At 69.6% G+C, this 21354-nt stretch carries 19 protein-coding genes; 10 read left to right on the plus strand and 9 right to left on the minus strand.

All coding sequences use genetic code 11. The features are described 5' to 3' along the window. A partial coding sequence (locus TSB10GB4_RS11510) for a PBP1A family penicillin-binding protein (RefSeq protein WP_208984710.1) occupies positions 1–2070 on the plus strand: 2070 nt, incomplete at its 5' end. Positions 2071–2111: 41 nt separating this feature from the next. On the opposite strand, the gene TSB10GB4_RS11515 is transcribed toward TSB10GB4_RS11510, so the two are convergent. The 4 genes from TSB10GB4_RS11515 to hrcA form a co-directional block, all read right to left on the minus strand. Continuing rightward, complete coding sequence (locus TSB10GB4_RS11515; protein ID WP_186395874.1) at positions 2112–3299, minus strand: multidrug effflux MFS transporter; 1188 nt, start codon at positions 3297–3299, stop codon at positions 2112–2114. Positions 3300–3385: 86 nt separating this feature from the next. Further along, positions 3386–4144, minus strand: coding sequence for a M48 family metallopeptidase (locus TSB10GB4_RS11520; RefSeq protein ID WP_186395875.1), 759 nt, complete (start codon positions 4142–4144; stop codon positions 3386–3388). Beyond that, complete coding sequence (gene moeB / locus TSB10GB4_RS11525; RefSeq protein ID WP_186395876.1) at positions 4141–4947, minus strand: molybdopterin-synthase adenylyltransferase MoeB; 807 nt, start codon at positions 4945–4947, stop codon at positions 4141–4143. The genes TSB10GB4_RS11520 and moeB overlap by 4 nt, the downstream gene beginning before the upstream one ends. A 37-nt stretch (positions 4948–4984) precedes the next feature. Beyond that, complete coding sequence (gene hrcA / locus TSB10GB4_RS11530; RefSeq protein WP_186395877.1) at positions 4985–6052, minus strand: heat-inducible transcriptional repressor HrcA; 1068 nt, start codon at positions 6050–6052, stop codon at positions 4985–4987. Between the two features lie 251 nt (positions 6053–6303). Here hrcA and rph point away from each other — a divergent pair, with 251 nt between their 5' ends. The 8 genes from rph to TSB10GB4_RS11570 all read left to right on the plus strand — a co-directional run bounded on the left by rph (position 6304) and on the right by TSB10GB4_RS11570 (position 13709). Beyond that, the gene (rph, locus tag TSB10GB4_RS11535) at positions 6304–7017 is read left to right on the plus strand and encodes a ribonuclease PH (protein ID WP_186395878.1); all 714 of its coding nucleotides are present in this window, start codon (positions 6304–6306) and stop codon (positions 7015–7017) included. Positions 7018–7024: 7 nt separating this feature from the next. Further along, the gene (gene rdgB, locus TSB10GB4_RS11540) at positions 7025–7681 is read left to right on the plus strand and encodes an RdgB/HAM1 family non-canonical purine NTP pyrophosphatase (protein WP_186395879.1); all 657 of its coding nucleotides are present in this window, start codon (positions 7025–7027) and stop codon (positions 7679–7681) included. Beyond that, entirely contained in the window at positions 7678–8835 is a 1158-nt protein-coding gene (gene hemW, locus TSB10GB4_RS11545) for a radical SAM family heme chaperone HemW (protein ID WP_208984712.1), read from the plus strand. The genes rdgB and hemW overlap by 4 nt, the downstream gene beginning before the upstream one ends. Positions 8836–9148: 313 nt before the next feature. After that, on the plus strand, positions 9149–10657 hold the full coding sequence (gene phaZ, locus TSB10GB4_RS11550) for a polyhydroxyalkanoate depolymerase (RefSeq protein WP_244570896.1): 1509 nt from the start codon (positions 9149–9151) through the stop codon (positions 10655–10657). A gap of 21 nt (positions 10658–10678) precedes the next feature. Beyond that, positions 10679–11548: a BadF/BadG/BcrA/BcrD ATPase family protein gene (locus TSB10GB4_RS11555; protein WP_186395882.1), complete on the plus strand. Its 870-nt coding sequence runs from the start codon at positions 10679–10681 to the stop codon at positions 11546–11548. Between the two features lie 86 nt (positions 11549–11634). Next, positions 11635–11940, plus strand: coding sequence for a pentapeptide repeat-containing protein (locus TSB10GB4_RS24045; protein ID WP_186395883.1), 306 nt, complete (start codon positions 11635–11637; stop codon positions 11938–11940). Further along, on the plus strand, positions 11910–12380 hold the full coding sequence (locus tag TSB10GB4_RS11565; protein ID WP_371328903.1) for a TRAP transporter small permease: 471 nt from the start codon (positions 11910–11912) through the stop codon (positions 12378–12380). The genes TSB10GB4_RS24045 and TSB10GB4_RS11565 overlap by 31 nt, the downstream gene beginning before the upstream one ends. Positions 12381–12386: 6 nt before the next feature. Continuing rightward, positions 12387–13709: a TRAP transporter large permease gene (locus TSB10GB4_RS11570; RefSeq protein ID WP_186395884.1), complete on the plus strand. Its 1323-nt coding sequence runs from the start codon at positions 12387–12389 to the stop codon at positions 13707–13709. A gap of 25 nt (positions 13710–13734) precedes the next feature. Here the strand turns inward: TSB10GB4_RS11570 and TSB10GB4_RS11575 are convergent, their stop codons facing one another. The 5 genes from TSB10GB4_RS11575 to pobA form a co-directional block, all read right to left on the minus strand. Beyond that, positions 13735–14724 (minus strand): lysophospholipid acyltransferase family protein, encoded by a 990-nt coding sequence (locus TSB10GB4_RS11575; RefSeq protein WP_186395885.1) that lies wholly within the window; start codon positions 14722–14724, stop codon positions 13735–13737. Positions 14725–14737: 13 nt separating this feature from the next. Then, a complete protein-coding gene (locus TSB10GB4_RS11580; RefSeq protein ID WP_208984715.1) occupies positions 14738–16249 on the minus strand; it encodes a cytochrome P450 in 1512 nt (503 codons plus the stop codon). A gap of 212 nt (positions 16250–16461) precedes the next feature. After that, a complete protein-coding gene (locus TSB10GB4_RS11585) occupies positions 16462–17751 on the minus strand; it encodes an amidohydrolase family protein (protein ID WP_186395886.1) in 1290 nt (429 codons plus the stop codon). A 101-nt stretch (positions 17752–17852) separates the two neighbouring features. Further along, positions 17853–18857: a polyphosphate kinase 2 gene (ppk2, locus tag TSB10GB4_RS11590; RefSeq protein ID WP_244293074.1), complete on the minus strand. Its 1005-nt coding sequence runs from the start codon at positions 18855–18857 to the stop codon at positions 17853–17855. 297 nt (positions 18858–19154) lie between these two features. After that, positions 19155–20369 (minus strand): 4-hydroxybenzoate 3-monooxygenase, encoded by a 1215-nt coding sequence (gene pobA, locus TSB10GB4_RS11595; protein ID WP_186395888.1) that lies wholly within the window; start codon positions 20367–20369, stop codon positions 19155–19157. A 178-nt stretch (positions 20370–20547) separates the two neighbouring features. On the opposite strand from pobA, the gene TSB10GB4_RS11600 reads away from it, so the two are divergent. Then, entirely contained in the window at positions 20548–21354 is an 807-nt protein-coding gene (locus TSB10GB4_RS11600; RefSeq protein WP_186395889.1) for an AraC family transcriptional regulator, read from the plus strand.

The following is a 21354-nucleotide window of genomic DNA, read 5'->3' on the forward strand; positions in this document are numbered from 1 at the left end:
CCGCGGGGGCGTCCGGCCCGCAAGCCCGCCGCCACCGGCGGCGACGGCGGCGGCCTCGACCTTGGCGCGGTCAAGGGCGGCGGACGCGGCAAGTCGCGCGCCAAGCGCCAGCGCGGCGGCCTGACCCGGTTCTTGCGGCGCGGCCTCTACTGGAGCTTCGTCCTGTGCATCTGGGCCGGCATCGCCGGCCTCGGCGTCCTCATCTATTACGCCGCCTATCTGCCGCCGACCTCCGAATGGAAGGTGCCGCAGCGCCCGCCCAATGTGCGCATCGTCGCCTCCGACGGCACGTTGATGGCCAATCGCGGCGACACCGGCGGCGAGGCGGTGCGGCTGGAGCAGTTGCCGCCCTATCTGCCGCAGGCGGTGATCGCCATCGAGGACCGGCGCTTCTATTCGCATTTCGGCCTCGACCCGCTCGGCCTCGGCCGGGCGGTGGTGACCAACCTCACCTCCGGCCGGCTGGCGCAGGGCGGTTCGACGCTGACCCAGCAGCTTGCCAAGAACCTGTTCCTGGAGCCCGACCGCACCCTGCGGCGCAAGGTGCAGGAGGCGGTGCTGGCGCTGTGGCTGGAGACCAACTACTCCAAGGACGAGATCCTGGAGATGTATCTCAACCGGGTCTATTTCGGCGCCGGCGCCTATGGCGTCGATGCCGCCGCCCGGCGCTATTTCGGCAAGTCGGCGCGGCTCATCAGCGTCTCCGAGGCGGCAACGCTGGCCGGCCTGCTGAAGGCGCCCTCGCGCTATGCCCCGACCCGCAATCCGGACCTTGCCCAGGACCGCGCCGCCACCGTGCTGGCGGCGATGGCCGAGGAAGGCTATCTCAGCGACGCGGAGGCGCGCGATGCCCTTGCCGCGCCGATGCGCGTCGTCACCCACCACACCTCGGCCAGCGAGAACTATGTCGCCGACTGGGTGATGGAGCGGCTGCCCGGCTATGTCGGCGCCATCGAGACCGACATCATCGTCGACACGACGATCGATCTCGGCCTGCAGATCATCGCCGAGGATTCCCTGCGCCGGGCGCTGTCGGAGGAGGGCGCCAAGCTCGGCGTCGGCCAGGGCGCCATCGTCACGCTGGACGGGTCTGGCGCGGTCAAGGCGCTGGTCGGCGGCCGCGACTATTCCCAGAGCCAGTTCAACCGCGCGGTCAATGCCAGGCGCCAGCCGGGCTCCGCCTTCAAGCCCTTTGTCTATCTCGCCGCGCTGGAGCGCGGGCTGACGCCGGCGACCGTGCGCGTCGACGAGCCGGTCAGGATCGGCAAATGGGCGCCGCAGAACTACACCAAGACCTATCGCGGCCCGGTGACGCTCACCGAGGCGCTGTCGCTGTCGCTCAACACCGTCGCCGCGCGCCTCGCCGAGGAAGTCGGCCCGCGCGCCATCATCCGCGCCGCCCGCAAGCTCGGCATTTCCTCGCCGCTCGCCTCCAACCTGTCGATCTCGCTCGGCACCTCGGAAGTGACGCCGCTGGAGATCGCCGCCGCCTATACGCCCTTCTCCAATGGCGGCTACGCGGTGGTGCCGCATGTCATCCGCTCGATCCGCACGGTCGACGGCAAGGTGCTCTATGCCCGCGCCGGCGACGGTCCCGGCCGGGTCGTCGACCATGCGACGCTCGCCGACATGAACATGATGATGGCGCAGACCCTGATGACCGGCACCGGCAAGATCGCCCATCTGGAGGGCCGGCCGGCCGGCGGCAAGACCGGCACCAGCCAGGATTTCCGCGACGGCTGGTTCATCGGCTATACCGGCACGCTGACCACCGCCGTCTGGCTCGGCAATGACGACAATTCGCCGACCAAACGCGCCACCGGCGGCTCGCTGCCGGCCAAGATCTGGAAGGACGTGATGCAGGCCGGCCACCAGGGCCTGCCGGTCGCCAGCCTGCCGGGCGTCTCCGACCGGCCGGTGCGGGTCGCCGAGCCCGCCACCACGCCGCTCGACATGCCGATGCGCGACATTCCGGCCGAGGGCGACCCGGCGCGGCGGCTGCCGCCGATGCAGGACGGCGAGGGCGGCGGCGGCCCGCTCGACCTCATCAACCGGATCTTTGGCGGCTGACCTTCCCCGGCTGACCCTCCCCGGCCGACCGGGCGCCCGCCTCAGGTGGCGGAGCGCACCCGGCGGCTCGCCAGCAGCGCCAGCACCGCGCCGAAGCCGTTGACGGCGACAATCAGCGCCAGCGGCAGGGCGGTGGCGCCATGGGTGGCGCCGACGCCGATGCCGACCAGCGCGGCGATGCTCATCTGGCAGATGCCCATCAGCGAGGAGGCGCTGCCGGCCCGGTCCGGGAAGGGCATCAGCGCCGCCGCCTGCGCCTGCGGCAGGGCAAGGCCCACCCCCACCATATAGAGCATCATCGGCGCGATGACGGAGGCGGCCGACGGCGCGGCGAGAACCGCGGCGATCATCGCCGCCCCGCCCAGCGCCAGCAGCACGCAGCCGGTGAGGATCGTCACCTCCGCGCCTTTTTTCGGCGCCAGCCGCTGGCCGATCAGCGTGCCGACCACATAGGCGCCGGCGCAGGCGCCGAAGGCGATGCCGTAGAGCTGCGGGGTCAGTCCGAAAATGTCCTGCAGCACGAAGGACGAGCCGGAAATGAAGGCGAAGAGGCCGCTATAGGTCAGCGTCACCACCGCCAGATAGGCGACATAGGCGCGGTGGCGCAGCAGGCCGGCAAAGCCCGACAGCACGGCGCGGACGGAAAAGGGCGCGGTCTCGCGCGCCCGGATCGTCTCGGGCAACCCGCGCCAGACGCTGGCGATCACCAGGGAGGCGAAGGCGACCGACACCAGGAAGACGAGGCGCCAGCCGCCGGCCGCCGCGATCAGCCCGCCGAAGAACGGCGCGATCGCCGGGGCAAGGCCCATGATCGAGCCCATGCGGGCGAGTTCCTGGCCCGCGCGCGGGCCCTCGTAGAGGTCGCGCACCACCGCGCGCGCCAGCACCACCGGCCCGGCGGCGCCGAAGGCCTGGCAGAAGCGCGCGACGATCAGCACCTCGACGCTCGGCGCCAGCGTGCACGCAAGGCTGGCGAGCGCGTAGATCGCAAGGCCGGCGATCAGCCCCGGCTTGCGGCCGACCCTGTCGGCGAGCGGGCCGTAGACCACCTGGCCGACGGCGAAGCCGACGAGGAACACCGACAGGGTCAATTGCACCGAGGCGTGGGTCGCCTCGAGATCGCGCAGGATCGAGGGCAGCGCCGGCAGATACATGTCGGTGGAGATCGGGCCGAGCGCCGTCAGGCTGGCGAGCAGGATGGTAAGCGCCCAGGTGTCCGGCTTGAGCATGCGATCGGCCTTCGTGCGGGGGCGCCGGCCGCGCGGGCGGGCGGGCGCCGTGTGGGAGGCGGCTGCGGCGGGACTTGCGGGCCGCCTCAGCCGTAGAGATGCAGGCGGCCGCCCTCGCGCTTCAGCCAGTCGCGCGCCTCTTCCGTATGCGGGGCCAGGCGGCGGCAATGGGCCCAGAAGCGCGGGCCGTGGTTCATCTCGGCAAGATGAGCGACCTCATGGGCAGCGACGTAATCGAGGATCGAAGGCGGCGCAAGCACAAGCCGCCAGGAGAAGGAGAGCCGCCCGTCCGCCGTGCAGGAGCCCCAGCGGCTGCGGGTGTCGCGCAAGGTGAGGCCCAAGGGCGCACGGCCGAGCGCGGCCGCGTGGCGCGCCACCGCGCGTTCCAGATCCCGCCGCGCCTCGCGCTTCAGCCAGTCGGTGAGCTTGCGGGCGATGTGCTCGGCAGCGCCGGGCACCAGCAGGTGACCTATCGCCTCGTCTTCCCGCTCCGCCGCCGGCTCGGCGCGCACCAGCCCGCGCAAGCCGCCGGCGGCGACGATCCGATGCGCCGCCCCGCGCAGCGGGATCACCCCGCCTTCGACGAAAGGCACCGCCTCGGGCCGCTCGCCGAGCCGCCCGGCGAGCCAGCCGCGCTGGCGCTGCGCGAAGTCGCGCGCGGTGGCAAGGCTGCCGCCCCTCGGCACGGTCAGCACCGGCGGGCCGCCATCGGCCGGCACGCGCAGGATGTAGCGCTGCGCGCGCGGATTGGCGCGCAGCGTGATGCGCTGCACCCGCCCGTCGATCTCCAGGGTGATCTCCTCGGGCAGGGCCGGCTGGCGGCGCAGGCGGAAGAAGCCGCTCACGCGCCGGCCAGTTCGTCGAAGCGCTTGCGGACGGTGCCGCTCAAGGGGTTCTTGGCGCTCCAGCGGTAGCGGATCGTCTCGAAGCGCATCGAGCGCGCGTCGATCAGCAGCAGCCGGCCGAGCAGACCCTCGCCGAAGCCGACGATCTCCTTGATCGCCTCCATCGCCTGCAGCGTGCCGACAATGCCGGTCAGCGCGCCGAGCACGCCGGCCTCAGCACAGGTCGGCAGCAGCCCTTCCGCCGGGCGCTCGGGGAAGAGGCAGCGATAGGTCGGGTTCGGCGTGCCGTCCTCACCGCTCTCATGCGGCTTCAGCAGCGTCAGCGAGCCGTCGAGCCGGCCGACCGCGCCGGTGACCAGCGGTTTGCCGGCAAAGAAGCAGGCATCGGAGACCAGATAGCGGGTGGCGAAATTGTCCGAGCCGTCGATGACGAGGTCGTAGCGCGAAATCAGCGCCAGCGCGTTCGTCGGAACGAGCCGCGCCACATGCGGCTCGACCTTCACATGCGGGTTCAGCCGGGCGATCGCCTCGGCCGCGCTCGCCACCTTCGGCTCGCCGAGATGGTCGGTGTCGTGGATCACCTGGCGCTGCAGGTTGGACAGCGACACGGTGTCGTCGTCGACGACGCCGAGCGTGCCGACGCCGGCCGCCGCCAGATATTGCAAGACCGGCGCGCCGAGCCCGCCGGCGCCGATCACCAGCACCCTTGCGGCTTTCAGCTTCTGCTGGCCGGGGCCGCCGACATCCTGCAACACGATGTGGCGGGCATAGCGTTCGAGTTCTGCGGGCGAAAGCGGGGTCATTCAAGGATCCGGAGCGTCGAAACGGGGAGGCGGGCGGTCAGCGCAGCAGTCGGCCGACCAGCCGGGCGGTATAATCGACCATCGGGATGACGCGGGCATAATTCAGCCGGGTCGGGCCGATGACGCCGAGCACGCCGATGATCCGCTCGTCCTGGTCGCGGAAGGGCGAGACGACGATGGAGGAGCCGGAGAGCGAGAACAGCTTGTTCTCCGAGCCGATGAAGATGCGCACGCCCTCGCCGCCCTCGGCGGCGGTCAGAAGCTGGATCAGCTCGCGCTTGTTCTCCAGATCGTCGAACAGCAGGCGGATGCGCTCCAGGTCCTGCTCGGCCTCCAGATGCGACAGCAGGTTGGAGCGGCCGCGCACGATCAGCGAACCGGCGGCATCGACCGCGCCGCTGCGGGTGGCGATGCCGGTTTCCACCAGCTTGGCGGTCAGTTCGTCCAGCTCCTTCTGGTGGCGATCGCGCTGGGTCTCCAGCTCGCGCCGCGCCTCGGCGAGCGTCCGGCCGCGGATCAGGCTGGTGAGATAGTTCGACGCCTCGATCAGGGCCGTCTGCGGCAGGCCGGGCGGCAGGTCGACGATGCGGTTCTCGACCGAGCCGTCGTCGCCGACCAGCACGACGAGCGCCTTCAGCGGCTCGATGCGGACGAATTCGACATGGCGCAGGCGCACATCCGCCTTGTGGGTGAAGACGACGCCGGCGCCGCGCGACAGGCCGGAGAGCATCTGGCTCGCCTCGGTCAGCAGTTGCTCGCTGGTGCGCTCGCTGCGCGCCGCCTTGACCTGGATGTCGATCTGGTCGCGCTCCTCGCGCGTCAGGTCGCCGACCTCCAGCAGCGCGTCGACGAAGAAGCGCAGGCCCCCTTCCGTCGGCATGCGCCCGGCCGAGGTGTGCGGCGCGTAGAGCAGGCCGGCATGTTCGAGGTCGGACATGATGTTGCGGATCGAGGCCGGCGACAATTGGATCGAGGGCAGCCGCGACAGGTTGCGCGAGCCGACCGGCTCGCCGGTGTCGAGATAGGATTCGACGATGGCGCGGAAGATCTCCCGCGACCGCTTGTCGAGATCGCTCAGGCTGACGGACGGCACACCCAGCGTCACGTTCGCGCTCCCCGGTTCAGCAACTCCAGCTTCCGCACCTTGACATCCTGCCTTGCCGCCAACGCGGCCAGCCTCAGCGAATATAGTGCGGCCCGCCCGCGATTGCCCATATCAAAGGCGCCGACCGGCCGGCGAGGCGGGACAAGCGGCAGACAGGCATTTCATTCCTGTCCCATATTGGATTAAGAGGGACGCGGAACAGGAGCAAGGGGCATTGGCGCCCCGAGCGGCAGGCTTCAAGGGGGATCGACATGCGGCCATCCAAACGCGCGGCGGACGAGTTGCGCGCCGTGACGCTGGAGCGGAGCGTTTCCAAACACGCGGAAGGCTCGTGCCTGGTCAAGTTCGGCGACACCCATGTTCTGTGCACCGCGAGCCTGGAAGAGCGGATTCCGCCCTGGCTGCGCGGCCAGGGCCGCGGCTGGGTCACGGCGGAATACGGCATGCTGCCGCGCGCCACCGGCGAGCGCATGCGCCGCGAGGCGTCCTCCGGCAAGCAGTCCGGCCGCACCCAGGAGATCCAGCGGCTGATCGGCCGGTCGCTGCGCACCATCGTCGACCTGCCGCTGCTCGGCGAGCGGCAGATCTCGGTCGATTGCGACGTCATCCAGGCCGATGGCGGCACCCGCACCGCCGCGATCACCGGCGCCTGGGTCGCCCTGCATGACTGCATCGAGTGGATGCGCGCCCGCGACATGCTCGCCGGCAAGGTGCTGAAGGACCATGTGGCGGCGATTTCCTGCGGCATCCATGGCGGCCAGGCGGTGCTCGACCTCGACTATCTCGAGGACTCCGACGCCGATACCGACGCCAATTTCGTCATGACCGGCGCCGGCGGCATCGTCGAGATCCAGGGCACGGCGGAGGGCGCACCTTTCACCGAGGCGCAGTTCGCCGAGCTGATGGAGCTCGCCAAGTCCGGCATCGCCCGGCTGGTCGACCTGCAGAAGATGGCGATCTCGTGAGGTTCGCATGACCGACACCGCATCCACGCCCATCCGCCGGCTCGAGCCCGGCCGGATCGTGCTGGCGAGCCACAATCCGGGCAAGCTGCGCGAATTCGCCGAGCTGATGGCGCCTTACGGCTACGAGGTCGTCTCGGCCGGCGCGCTCGGCCTGCCCGAGCCGGAAGAGACCGGCACCACCTTCGAGGCCAATGCGGAGCTGAAGGCGCGCGCCGCCGCCGAGGCCTCCGGCCTGCCGGCGCTCGCCGACGACAGCGGCTTCTGCGTCGCCGCGCTGGACGGGGCGCCGGGGGTCTATTCGGCCCGCTGGGCAGGCCCCGAGAAGGACTTCGCGATGGCGATGCGCACCATTGAGGAAAAGCTGCAGGCCGCCGGCGCGCTCGATCCGGCGGACCGCCGCTCGTCCTTCGTCGCCGTGCTCTGCCTCGCCTGGCCGGACGGCGAGATCGCCCTGTTCCGCGGCGAGGTCGAGGGCACCGCCGTCTGGCCGCCGCGCGGCAGCGGCGGCTTCGGTTATGATCCGATGTTCCAGCCGGACGGCCACGCCCGCACCTTCGGCGAGATGTCGGCGGAGGAAAAGCACGGCTGGACGCGGCCCGACCGGGCCCTGTCGCACCGGGCCCGCGCCTTCGCGGAGTTCTCCGCGCGCTGTCTGGAGGCATGATGGCAGAGGCGGACGGCGGTTTCGGCATCTATGTGCATTGGCCCTTCTGCGAGGCCAAATGCCCGTATTGCGACTTCAACAGCCATGTCCGCCATGCCGGCGTCGATCAGGCGCGCTTTGCCGCGGCTTTCGAGCGGGAGCTCGCCTATTTCGCCGCTCGCACGCGCGGCCGCCGGGTCGATTCCATCTTCCTCGGCGGCGGCACGCCGTCCTTGATGCTTCCCGCGACCGTCGGCCGCGTGCTCGACGCCATCGCCGGATTGTGGGAAATCTCGCCGACCGTCGAGGTGTCGATGGAGGCCAACCCCTCCTCGGTGGAGGCGGAGCGGTTCCGCGGCTATCGCGCGGCCGGCGTCAACCGCCTGTCGCTCGGCGTGCAGTCGCTTCGGGACGCGGACCTGAGGCGCCTCGGCCGGCTGCATGACGCGGATCAGGCGCGCGCGGCGATCGGCATCGCCCGCTCGACCTTCGAGCGCATCTCCTTCGACCTGATCTACGCCCGGCCCGACCAGAGTGCCGCCGCCTGGCGCGCCGAGCTGGAGGAGGCGATCGGCCTTGCCGCCGACCACCTGTCGCTCTACCAGCTCACCATCGAGCAGGGCACGCCCTATTTCGAGCTGCACCGCGCCGGCAAGCTGGTGGTGCCCGATCCCGACACCGCCGCCGATCTCTACGACCTGACGCAGGAGATCTGCAACCGCCACGGCATGCCGGCCTACGAGGTCTCCAACCATGCGGTGCCCGGCGCCGAGTGCCGGCACAATCTCGTCTATTGGCGCTATGGCGACTATGTCGGCGTCGGCCCCGGCGCCCATGGCCGGCTGACCGGCGGCAACGGCAAGTTCGCCACCGCCACCGAGCGCCATCCGGAGACCTGGCTCGCCGCCGTCGAGGCGCGCGGCGAGGGGCTGGTGGAGGACGTGTCGCTGACCCGGGAGGAGCAGGGCGACGAGTTCCTCCTGATGGGCCTGCGGCTGGTGGAGGGCGTCGACCTTGCCCGCTTCGAGGCGATTTCCGACCGCCGGATCGATCCGCGCCGCGTCGCCGACCTCATCGAACACGGCATGGTGGAACGACTCAGCGACAGCAGAATGCGGGTGACGCCGGCCGGTCTGCTCGTATTGGATGCGGTCGTGGCAGATCTTGCATCGTAATTTTTTACGATATCTCCTGAAAATTGACGGCTCCGGCAACTTTTTTCCACCGCGTTGCCGATTTGCGCAAGATCCTGTCTTGGCTTGCGTTTTCAGGGACATCCGGAGGAGATTCCGGCGGCAAGGGCCGCACTTCCGGTATTCCGTCACCGCATGACCGGCCGGAGACCGTCCTGCCTGTTGAAGCGGCCTTCATCTTTGTCATATTATTTTTGCAATGCGACAAAAGGCAGCCGTCCATGCTGCGCTGCCTCACGGAGATTGCGAGGTCGGTCACGTGTTCTACCAGGTCTATGAATTCAATCATGCGGCGATGAGTCCGCTGCGGGCGAGCGCCGACATGGCGCGCCTGTATTTCCAGAACCCGCTCAACCCGCTCTCGCACACCCCGATCGGGCGCTCGGTCGCCGCCGGCTGCGAGTTGATCGAGCGGATGACCCGGCGCTACGGCAAGCCGGAATTCGGCCTCACCCAGACCACCGTCAGCGGCGTCAAGGTGCCGGTGCGCGAGGAGATCGTCTGGAAGAAGCCGTTCTGCAACCTCTTGCATTTCGACCGCAAGCTCGGCGAGCGCAAGCACAAGGGCCCGCGCATCCTGATGGTGGCGCCGATGTCGGGCCACTATGCGACGCTGCTGCGCGGCACGGTCGAGACGATGCTGCCGAGCGCCGACATCTACATCACCGACTGGATCGACGCGCGCATGGTGCCGCTCACCGAGGGGCGCTTCGATCTCGACGACTATATCGACTATGTCATCGAGATGCTGCACTTCCTGGGGCCGGACACCCATGTCATGGGCGTCTGCCAGCCGTCGGTGCCGGTGCTCGCCGCCACGGCGGTGATGGAGGCGCATGGCGATCCCTGCGCCCCGGCCAGCGTCACCCTGATGGGCGGGCCGATCGACACGCGGATCAACCCGACCGCCGTCAACGATCTCGCCGAGAGCAAGAGCATCGAGTGGTTCGAGCGCAACGTCATCATGAAGGTGCCGTTCCCGCAGCCGGGCTTCATGCGCGACGTCTATCCGGGCTTCCTGCAGCTCTCCGGCTTCATGAGCATGAACCTCGACCGCCACGTCAACGCCCATCACGAGTTCTTCCAGCATCTCGTCTCCGGCGACGGCGACAATGCCGAGAAGCATCGCGACTTCTACGACGAATATCTGGCGGTGATGGACCTCACCGCCGAGTTCTACCTGCAGACGGTGGAGACCGTGTTCATCCGCCACGCGCTCGCCAAGGGCGAGCTGCGCCATCGCGGCGAGCTGGTCGACTGCGGCGCCATCCGCCGCTCGGCCCTGCTCACCGTCGAGGGCGAGAAGGACGACATCACCGGCCGCGGCCAGACGATGGCGGCGCACAACTTGTGCGTCAACCTCGCCCCCGACCTGCGCGCCCATTACATGCAGCCCGATGTCGGCCATTACGGCGTGTTCAACGGCTCGCGCTTCCGCTCCGAGATCGCCCCGCGCATCCTCGACTTCATGCGCAGCCATGCCCAGCTTCCGGCGACCCCGCCGAAGGCCGACGTCAGGGCAAGGCCGGCCAGGGCCTCCGGCAAGATCTCCGATCCGCTGGCCGAGGTGCTGCTGGCGACGCCGCGCGGCGTTGCCGACGACCTCACCGCCATCGGCGGCATCGGCCCGAAGCTGCAGACCGCGCTGAACGGCGCCGGCATCTTCCACTACTGGCAGATCGCCGCGCTTACCGACGAGCAGATCGCCGCGCTCGACAGCCGCCTCGACTTCCGTGGCCGCATCGACCGCGACGGCTGGATCGAACAGGCCCGCAAGCTCGCCGAGCAGCCCGCCACCCACTGAGCGAGACATGAGCGTCCTCGCATGAGCTCCTGGCTCATCGCCGTCGACGGCGGCGGCAGCACCTGCCGCGCCGCCCTTGCCGGCCGTGACGGCGAGATCGTCGCGCGCGGTCTCGCCGGCCCGGCCAATGTCGCGACCGACCCAGGACAGGCCGCCGCCAATATCCTTGCGGCGGCGGGCGCCGCCCTTGCCGAGGCCGGCCTGCCGGCGGAGGCGCTCGCGGATTGCCCGGCGCTGCTCGGTCTTGCCGGCGCCCGCCAGCTCGGCCGCGACGGCCGCGCGCTGCTCTCCCTTCCCTTTGCGCGGGTGGAGCTCGTCGGCGACGGCGAGATCGCGCTGGAGGGCGCGCTCGGCCCCGAAGACGGGATCATGGCGATCCTCGGCACCGGGTCCGCCTTTCTCGCCCGCCATGGCGGAGAGATCCGCAGCGTCGGCGGCTGGGGCGTGCATCTCGCCGACCAGGGGGGCGGCGCCCGGCTCGGCCGCGAGGCGCTGAAATCGGCGCTGCTGTCGCGCGACGGGGTGCGCCCGCGCGGAAGGCTCGCCGAGACGCTGCTGGCCGCCTTCGGCGACGATCCGGCGCGCATGGTCGCCTTCGCCGCCACCGCCCGCCAGGCGGATTTCGCCCGCCATGCCCCAGTGGTCTTCGATGCCGCCAAGGCCGGCGACGGCGAGGCCGAGGCGCTGCTTTGCGCTTTCACGGCCGAGGTCGAAGAGATGCTCGGCGCCCTCGTCTTTCCCTCCTGCCGGCGCATCGTGCTGATGGGCGGGCTTGCCCCCTTCTATGCGGCGCGCCTCGCGCCGCGCTTTGCCGCGCATCTCGCCGCCCCGCTCGGCGATGCGCTGGACGGCGCCGTGCGGATGGCGCGGCGGGCGTTCTTCGCCGCCTGAGGCCCGCCGGCAACGGGCCTTGCGGTTATGCAAATGCCCTGAAATCTCATTTTACATCACCTTTTGCGTGGCCCACCCTGTCGGTCATGCCAAGCCGGCCTGCGCTCCGGACGGTACGCGCGCCGTCCGAAAACCGATTCAGGTTTTCGGGCCGATGCTGTAAGAGCAGGGGCAGAGCAGAGCCAGGTGGGCCGGCGTGGAGGCGGCGGCCCGCGGTTGGGAGGAACGAGATCGGATGGGCCAGTCTTCGGGGCGCCACTCTTCGGGGGACCAGTCTTCGGGACGCCAGTCTTCGGGACGCCAGTCTTCGCGGCGTCTGGCCGTCGAACGGCTGCTGGAGCGGCTGTCCGCCTGGCTGGCGATCGCCGGCGGCGCCGCGCTGGTGGCGCTGACCGTGATCACCGTCGTGTCGATCGCCGGCCGGGCGCTGATCTTCGCCGGCCTCGGGCCGATCCCCGGCGACTACGAGCTGGTCGAGGCCGGCACCGCCTTCGCCATCTTCGCCTTCCTGCCCTGGTGCCAGTTGAAGCGCGGCCATGTCACCGTCGACCTGTTCCTCGCCCGCTTCGGTGCGCGCCTCAATGCCGGCGTCGACCTTGTCGCCAACATCCTGATGACGCTGGTGAGCAGCCTGATCGCCTGGCGCCTGTGGCTCGGCATGCTCGACAAGAAGGCTTATGGCGAGACCACCTTCATCCTGCAGTTTCCGCTGTGGTGGCCCTATGCCGCCGCGCTGGCCGGGGCGGGCTTCGCCGTCGTGGTCTGCGCCTATACGGTCTGGCGCAGCCTGGACGAGACCCTCGCGCGGCCCGCTGCCGCCGGCCGGGAGTAAGACGACGTGTCATCCCTCGAATACGGCCTGTGGTCGATCCCGGTCCTCCTGCTGCTGATCTTCCTGCGCCTGCCGATCGGCCTCGTCATGCTGATGGTCGGCATCGCCGGCACGACGCTGGTCACCGGGAGCACGGTGCCGATCCTCGCCCAGCTCAAGTCGCTGGTCTACAGCACCTTTTCCAACTACTCGCTGTCGATCGTGCCGCTGTTCCTGTTGATGGGCCAGTTCGCCACGCGCGGCGGCATGTCGCGCGCCCTGTTCCGCGCCGCCGAGACCATGGTCGGCCACCGGCGCGGCGGCGTCGCCATGGCGGCGGTCGCGGCCTGCGGCGGCTTCGGCGCGATCTGCGGCTCCTCGCTCGCCACCGCCGCGACCATGGGCCAGGTGGCGCTGCCCGAGATGCGGCGCTGCGGCTATTCCGGCGCCCTGTCGACCGCCTGCCTTGCTGCCGGCGGCACGCTCGGCATCCTCATTCCGCCCTCCGTGGTGCTGGTGATCTACGCCATCCTGACGGAGCAGAACATCGCCAAGCTGTTCGTCGCCGCCTTCATTCCCGGCATTCTCGCCGCCCTCGGCTACATGCTCACCGTCTCGCTCTATGTGCGCTTGCGCCCGGGCAGCGCCGGCAGCCGCGACAAGGCGAGCGGGGCGGAGCGGATCGCCGCGCTGATCGCCGTGTGGCCGGTCATGGTGATCTTCGTCGCGGTGATCGGCGGCATCTATTCGGGCGTCTTCACGCCGACGGAAGGCGCGGCGGTTGGCGCCGCCGGTACCGGCATCGTCGCCCTGCTCAATGGCGGGCTCGACCGCAAGGGGCTGGTGGAGTCCTTCCTGTCGACCGCCAGCGCCACCGGCATGATCTTCTTCATCGTGCTCGGCGCCACCGTCTACAACGGCTTTCTCGCCTTCTCGCAACTGCCGCAGCAGTCGGCGGCCTATGTCGCCGGGCTCGGGCTCAGCCCGTGGACCGTGCTCGTCGTCATCCTGATCTGCTACCTGATCTTCGGCTGCATCATGGATTCGCTGTCGATGATCCTGCTGACGATCCCGATCTTCTTTCCGATCGTCGCGGCGCTCGACTTCGGCCTGCCGCCGGAAGAGTTCGCCCTGTGGTTCGGCATCATCGTGCTGATCGTCGTGGAGGTGGGGCTGATAACGCCACCCGTCGGCATGAATCTCTTCGTCATCAACTCGATGGCGCCGAACGTGCCGCTGTCGCAGACCTTCCGCGGCGTCGTGCCCTTCATCGCCAGCGACATCGTGCGGGTGGCGATCCTGGTGCTGTTTCCCGGCCTGACGCTCGCCCTGGTGCGGCTGCTCTACTGACGGGGCCGCACGGCTCCCCTCGCGCTCACACCTTCGCCGGGTCGAAGTCCGGCAGACGCAGCTCCGGCAGCATGTACCACTGGTCGAGATTGTGCCGGACGATAGGCTCGAAATGCCGGTCGAGCGCGGCAATCCCGGCCATCGTGGCGCTCGAAGGCGCGCCGCCGCGCTCGAAGGCGAGCGGCACGCCAACATGCACCCGGTAGCGCGCCGGCCCGGTGCGCAGCACATGGATCGGCACCACCGGCGCCCCTGTCTTCAACGCCAGCTTGATCGCGATTGAGGCATTGCCGCGCAGCGGCAGCGGCCGGCCGAAGGCCGGCAGGTGGATCTGCCGCTCGCGCACCTCGTCGACGAAGAGGATCGCGTCGAAGCCGTCTCCCACCACCAGCCGGTGCAGGTGCCGGGCCGAGCGCTGGCCGGGCGGAAACACATAGAGCCCGTAGCGGGCGCGCATCTCGTGCAGGATGCGGTTGGCGGCGGGCGAGGGCTCCGGCTGCCAGGTGCCGACCGCCTCGCGGCCGAAGGTGTTGAGCACGGTCTCGAAGCACAGTTCGAACGGCCCCAGATGGACGCAGGCGAAGACGACGGGCGCATCCGCCGGCAGGCCGGCCAGCGTGCCGTGCGGGTCGTCGACCTCCAGCCGCCCCGCCGCGCGCAGCCGCTCGACCGTCGCATATTCGGCCATAACCGCGCCCGCTTGCCGCCACCAGCGCCGCACCGCCGCTGCCAGCTCGGCCGCCGCAAGCGGCGCGTCCGGGTGCAGCCGGGCAAGCGTCCAGACAAGCCGGCGGGCATAGATCCGCCGCCGCTCCAGGTGCCGGATCAGCGGCGCCAGCGCGTGGGCAAGGCGCGGGGCAAAGCCCACCGGCAGGCGGCGCAGCGCCTCGTGGATGGCGCGCTTGACCGGCCCCAGCACTGGTTCGCGGCGCCAGGGCTCGCCCGGCACCTCGCGCGCATGGGTTTCCTCGAAGGCAACCGGAGGGATGCGCCGGCGGCCGCGCATGGCGGTCATGGCCGGAGCGGCCTCACGCGCTCGGAGCGCGCGGCTGAAGCCGCATCGGCAGGGTCTCGCCCGGGCGCAGGGTCAGCCGGCAGACCGGCTGCACATCGGTGCCCGGCTCCAGCTCCGCCTCGAAGCCCTGGGCGAGGATCGCCAGCGACAGGATCGATTCCGTCAGACCGAAAGCGAGCCCGGCGCAGATGCGCGGGCCGATGGCGAAGGGCACGTAGCCGAATTTCGACTGGCCGCCGCGCGTCGCCCCCAGGAACCGTTCCGGCTCGAAATGGTCGGCGCGCGGCCAAAGCTCCGGATTGCGGTGCAGCAGCCAGGGCACCACCATCACCAGCGAGCCCTTCGGCGTCGCGACGCCGCCGACCGTCTCGTCGGCCAGCGCCTCGCGGGCGAGGATCGGCACGGGGGGATAGAGCCGCAGCGTCTCCTCGATCACCGCGCGGGTATAGGGCAGGCGGGCGACATCGTCATAGGTTGGCATGCGGCCGGCCAGCACCGTGTCGAGCTCGGTCTTCAGCGCCGCGCGCGCCCAGGGCGCCTGCGACAGCAGGAACCAGGCCCAGGACAGCGTGTTGGCCGTCGTTTCGTGGCCGGCCATGAAGATCACCGCCGCCTCGTTGCGGATCGCCTCGCGCGACAGCGGCTTGCCGTCCTCGTCGCGGGCGTCCAGCAGCCCGCCGATCACCGAGGTCTCGCCGTCGCGGCGGCGCGCCTCGTAGCTGGTGATGATCTCGTCGAGCACCCTGTCGATGCGCGCCACCGCCTGGCGGATGGCGCGGCCGCGCCGGCGCGGCAGCCAGTCGGGCAGGCCGAGCAGCGAGATCAGGTCGATCTGGTCGATATGGCGCTGGTAGTCGGTGAAGCTCTCGACCACCTCGGCGGCATAGTCGCGCCCGAGTTGGCGGCCGAAGATCGTCCGGCAGATGATCTCCGCCGTCAGATGCGCCATCTCCTGCAGCATGTCGACCGGCGCGTCGGCACCGGCCGCCTCCCAGGCGGCGCGACGCTCGGCGATGGTCTCGGCCATCACGGGGAAAAAGTCGCGGACCTTGGAAGCGTGGATGATCGGGCCGACGATCTGGCGGCGCCGGCGCCAGGTCTCGCCGTCGGAGATGAACAGGCCGTCGCCGAGCAGCGGTTCCAGCGCGTGGCGCATCTGCGCGCTCTTGCGCTCGAACGTGTCGTGCTTGCGCACGAAAGCCTCCTGCACCAGGTCCGGGCTGTTGCAGACGAAGATCTGCTTGCGCAGCACGGCGACCCGCAGCCACGGCTTGGCGAAGGCCGAAGACGGCCAGACCGAGAGGAAGTTGCGGCGGGCAAGGCCGATCAGCTTCCAGACCGGCGGCGGCGCCGTCGGCCGCATCGGGCAGGGCGGCACGTAGATGCCGGGCGCCTTTGCCCCGACGTCCGGCGCCGGAGCCTCGGCGGTCGCGGAAGAGGTTCCGCCATGGCCGGCGACCGGGCAGCCGGCGGCCGGGTTATCCCCGGTCCTCTCCCCGTCGATGGTTCCTGTCGGTCGCTGCATGGGTCCTGTCCGGGGTTTTATCGGGGTCTTGTCGGGGCGCCTGTCCGACCGGGGGGCGTTTCGTCCCTCCCTTATGGCAAACCCGGCGACCGGCTCCAAGTCCGGCCTTTGGGCAATTTCGAGACGCCATTCTCGAAATTTCGCGAAATTGAGAGCGAATTTCGCAAAATCCGTCTCGAAATTCGCAAACGCCGAAAATCGGCGGAAACCCTTTATTTTCCAGGCGCGTAAGCCGCCGGATCGAGTGTTTCCGGCCGTCCGTCGAGCGACAGGCGGGTGATCGCCGGATCGCTCTGCGCGATCACCTTGCCGCGCCGCACGACGGCCAGGCGGCGTGCCCGCAGGCGGATCGCCTCGATCGTGTCGGCCGCCTGCAGCAGCACGAAATCGGCGTTGCAGCCCGGCGCGAGGCCGTAGCCGTCAAGCCCCATCGCCCGCGCCGGGTGGGTCGTAACGCATTCAAAAGCATAGCGGATCTCGTCCCGGCTCATCATCTGCGCGACGTGCAGCCCCATCGAGGCGACCTCCAGCATGTCGCCCGATCCCATCGAGTACCAGGGATCCATGACGCAGTCGTGGCCGAAGGCGACATTGATGCCGTGCTTGCGCATTTCCGGCACGCGGGTCTGGCCGCGGCGCTTCGGATAGGTGTCGTGCCGGCCCTGAAGCGTGATGTTTATCAATGGGTTGGCGATGGCGTGCACCTGCGCCTCGGCGATCAGCGGCAAGAGCTTGGAGACGTAATAATTGTCCATCGAATGCATCGAGGTGAGGTGCGACCCGGCGACCCGGCCATGGAGGCCGAGGCGCTGCGTCTCGCAGGCCAGCGTCTCGATATGGCGCGACAGCGGGTCGTCGCTCTCGTCGCAATGCATGTCGACCATCAGGCCGCGCGCGGCTGCGATCTCGCACAGCGCCCGCACCGAGCGCGCGCCGTCGTCCATCGTCCGCTCGAAATGCGGGATGCCGCCGACCACATCGACGCCCATGTCGAGGGCGCGGATAAGATTGCGCTCCGCCGTCGGCGAGCGGTAGAGCCCGTCCTGCGGGAAGGCGACGAGCTGCAGGTCGATATAGGGCGCGACCGTCTCGCGCACCTCCAGCAGCGCCTTAACGCCGGTGAGCTTGTCGTCGCAGACGTCGACATGCGTGCGGATCGCCAAAAGCCCTTGCGAAACAGCAAGATCGCAGTAGCGCAGCGCCCGCTCGACGACCGCCTCGACGGTGAGCAGCGGCTTCAACTCGCCCCACAGGGCGATGCCTTCCAGCAAGGTGCCGCTCTCGTTCATCCGCGGCAGGCCGAGCGACAGGGTCGCGTCCATGTGAAAATGGCTGTCGACGAAGGGCGGGGATACCAGCCGGCCGCCGGCCTCGATCACGCGCCCCGCCTCGCCCGAAATGCCGGGCTCGACGGCGGTGATGCGGCCGTCCCGGCAGGCGATGTCGATGCGCTCGCGCCCGTCGGGCAGGGTCGCGTTCTTGACGAGAAGATCGAAGGACATGGGCGGCGTTTTCCGGAATCGGCGCAAGGCTCGGGGCAGGTTCGCCGCAGTTTCGGCCGCAACCGCGCCGGTTTCAAGCGCGGTCGCGACCCTGCCGCACTTTACAGCGACCGGGCGATGGCGTCCGGGGCTTCCCAGCCGCGACGCTGGTCGTATTCGCCGCGCTCATGGATGACGTTCGCGCGCCCGACCAGGAGATCGTCGACGCGTCCGATCCGCTCGCCGTCCTTGTCCTTGTAGGGCATGGCGTGCAGCACGTAGCGCATGGCGTTGAGCCGCGCCCGCTTCTTGTCGTCGGACTTGATCACCGTCCAGGGCGAATCGGCCGTATCGGTGTGGAAGAACATGGCTTCCTTGGCCTGGGTGTAGTCGTCCCACTTGTCGAGCGAGGCAAGGTCGACCGGGGACAGTTTCCATTGCTTGAGCGGGTGGACGTTGCGCTCGCGGAAGCGGCGGTTCTGCTCCTCGCGGCTGACCGAGAACCAGAACTTGATCAGATGGGTGCCGCTGCGCACGAGGTTGCGCTCGAACTCCGGCACCTGGCGCAGGAACTCGCGATACTCCTCTTCGTTGCAAAACCCCATAACCCGTTCGACGCCAGCGCGGTTATACCAGCTCCGGTCGAACAGGACGATCTCGCCGACGGTCGGCAAGTGCCTGACATATCTCTGGAAATACCACTGGCCGCGTTCGACCTCATTGGGCTTTTCCAGCGCCACGACCCGCGCGCCGCGGGGATTGAGATGCTCCATGAAGCGCTTGATCGCGCCGCCCTTGCCGGCGGCGTCGCGGCCCTCGAACAGGATCACAACCCGCTGGCGGGCATCCTTGACCCAGGACTGCAGCTTGAGCAGTTCCGTCTGCAGAGTGAACTTCTGGCGCTCGTAGTCGCGCCGCAGCATCTTGAAGCGATAGGGATAAGCGCCCTCGCGCCAGTCGGCGGACAGCTCGTCGCTGGTCCGTCGCGGCGTGCCGGCGGCCTTGGGCAGGCCGAGCGCCCGCCGCATCACGCCGGCATCGTCGGGCGAGGCGCCCTCGAGGATCGCGTCAAGCCCCTCGTCACTCGTGCCGATGTCCTGCGAGGCGATCCGCTCGACCGCGGTCACTTCGCTTTCCTGCGCGGCAACGACCCGCTGCTCCGAAAGTCCCGAGAGATCGACCCGCCGCCCGCGCCGGCCGGAGCCGGCGGGAGGGCTGGTGTCCGGTTCGGCGAGCGGGTCCGCTGCTGCCTGCCTGCCACGTGTGTCGGATACCTGCCGGTCGCTGTCTGTCACGCGCGCCTCCTCCTGCCGCAAAACCGATGCGCTCCGCCGGCCGCAAGACGGTCCGGCGGAGGTCGCTGGGTCAGCCTGCACACTTTTGCAGGATTCGCCTTGACCGGCATCAAGCGCGCTGCGCGAAACTCAATAGGGCAGGCCGACATAGTTCTCGGCGAGCGCCTGGCGGGCGGCGCGGGAGGAGGCGAGATAGTCGAACTCCGCCTCCTGCATGCGGGCGGCAAAGGCGCCGCGATCGGGAAAGGCATGCAGCGTCGTCGTCATCCACCAGGAAAAACGCTCGGCTTTCCAGACCCTTGCCAGCGCCCGGTCGGAATAGGCGGCAAGACCGCTGTCGTCGCCGCGCCGGTAATGGGCGGTCAGCGCCTCGGAGAGATAATGGATGTCGGAGGCCGCGAGATTGAGGCCCTTGGCGCCGGTCGGCGGCACGATATGGGCGGCATCTCCGGCAAGGAACAGCCGGCCGAAGCGCATCGGCTCGGCGACGAAGGAGCGCAAGGGCGCGATGCTCTTCTCGATCGACGGACCGGTGATCAGGCGGCCGGCGATGTCGGCGGGCAGGCGGGAGACCAGTTCCGTCCAGAAGCGATCGTCGGACCAGTCTTCGACCTTCTCGTCGAGCGGGCACTGGACATAGTAGCGGCTGCGCGTGCGCGAGCGCATCGAGCACAGCGCGAAACCGCGCTCGTGGCCGGCATAGACCAGTTCATCATGCACCGGCGGCACGTCGGCGAGCAGCCCGAGCCAGCCGAACGGATAGACCATCTCGAACAGCCGCAGCCGGTCGGCGGGGATAGACCGGCGCGAGACCCCGTGAAACCCGTCGCAGCCGGCGACGAAATCGCATTCGATGCGGTGATATCTTTCGCCGAGGCGGAAGGTGACGAAGGGCCGCCCGCCCTCCAGATCGTGCAGTTGAACGTGCTCCGCCTCGTGCAGCACCTTGCCGCCCACGGCATCCCGTGCTTCGTAAAGGTCGGCCGTCACCTCGGTCTGGCCATAGACCATAACGGTCTTGCCCTCAGTGAGATCGGCAAGGTCGATGCGCAGGCGCCGGTCATGGAACGAGATCTCGACGCCGTCATGGACAAGCCCCTCGCGGTCCATGCGGGCGCCGACGCCGGCCCGGCGCAGCAGGTCGACCGCCCCCTGTTCCAGCACGCCGGCGCGGATCCGCGACAGAACATAGGCGCGGGAGCGGCGCTCCAGCACCACATTGGCGATGCCGGCAAGATGCAGAAGCTGGGACAGCAGCAGGCCGGAGGGACCGCCGCCGACAATGACGACCCCGGTGCGGGCGGGAACGTCGGCGGGGCTGCAGCCGGAAAGATCGGGGGTCATGCGCACGGATCCTTGACGCGATCGGCCCGCGAGCGGGCCTGCCAGTGTGCCGAGAATGGGCGCGAAGCACTGGACAAGGGAATGCAGAATTCGGTCAAATACAGGGATGAATCGAACATTCCAGGCTGCGCCGGATTACGGACTCTATGGGGAACCGGTGGGATCCGGCTTTCCCGACATGCTCCATATCGAACATCTCTCGGTTCGCAGCGGACCCCGCCGCTGGCGCATCGCCCGGCACCGGCACCCCTCGCTGCATCAGCTCTTCTGGATCGAGCGGGGCGGCGGCGTGCTGCTCGGTGAGGGGGGCGAGAGCGCGCTGGCCGGCGGCGACGTCCTGAACATGCCGGCAGGCGTTGCCCATGGCTTCCGCTTCCTGCCGGGCAGTGCCGGCATGGTGCTGACCTTGCCGCTGGCGGTGTTCGAGCCGATCCGCGCCCGCATCGATCCGCAGGGGCGGCTGCTTGCCCCGTGCAGGGGCCGGGCGCGCACCGCGCCGCCGGAGATGGAAGCGGTCCAGGCGGAGTTGCTGGGGCGGCGGGCGGGGCGGGACGAGGCGCTGGCGGCGCTGGCGGCACTGACCTTCATTTGGGTGCTGAGGCGGCTCGACGCGGGTCCGGACACGGCAAGCCCGGCGGCCAGCGGCCAGGCGGCGGCGCGGCTGGCGGGGCGTTTCCAGGCGCTGGTCGACGCCCATTACCGGCACTGGCACGGGCTCGGCCCCTATGCCGCGGCGCTGGCGGTGACGGTGCCGCACCTGACGCGGGCCTGCCGACAGGTGCTCGGCCAGCCCGCCTCCGCCGTGCTGCGGGGGCGGCAGATGCTGGAGGCGCGGCGGCTGCTCGCCTACACTCAGACAAGCGTCGCCGACATCGCCTACCGGCTCGGCTTTGCCGATCCGGGGCATTTTTCCCGTGTCTTCTCGGCCGCCACCGGCCTGTCGCCGAGCGCCTTCCGCGCCGGCTTCACCTCCGGCGCGGACTGA

This window comes from Stappia sp. TSB10GB4 (assembly GCF_900185745.1).
In the GTDB taxonomy this organism is placed as follows: Bacteria; Pseudomonadota; Alphaproteobacteria; order Rhizobiales; family Stappiaceae; genus Stappia.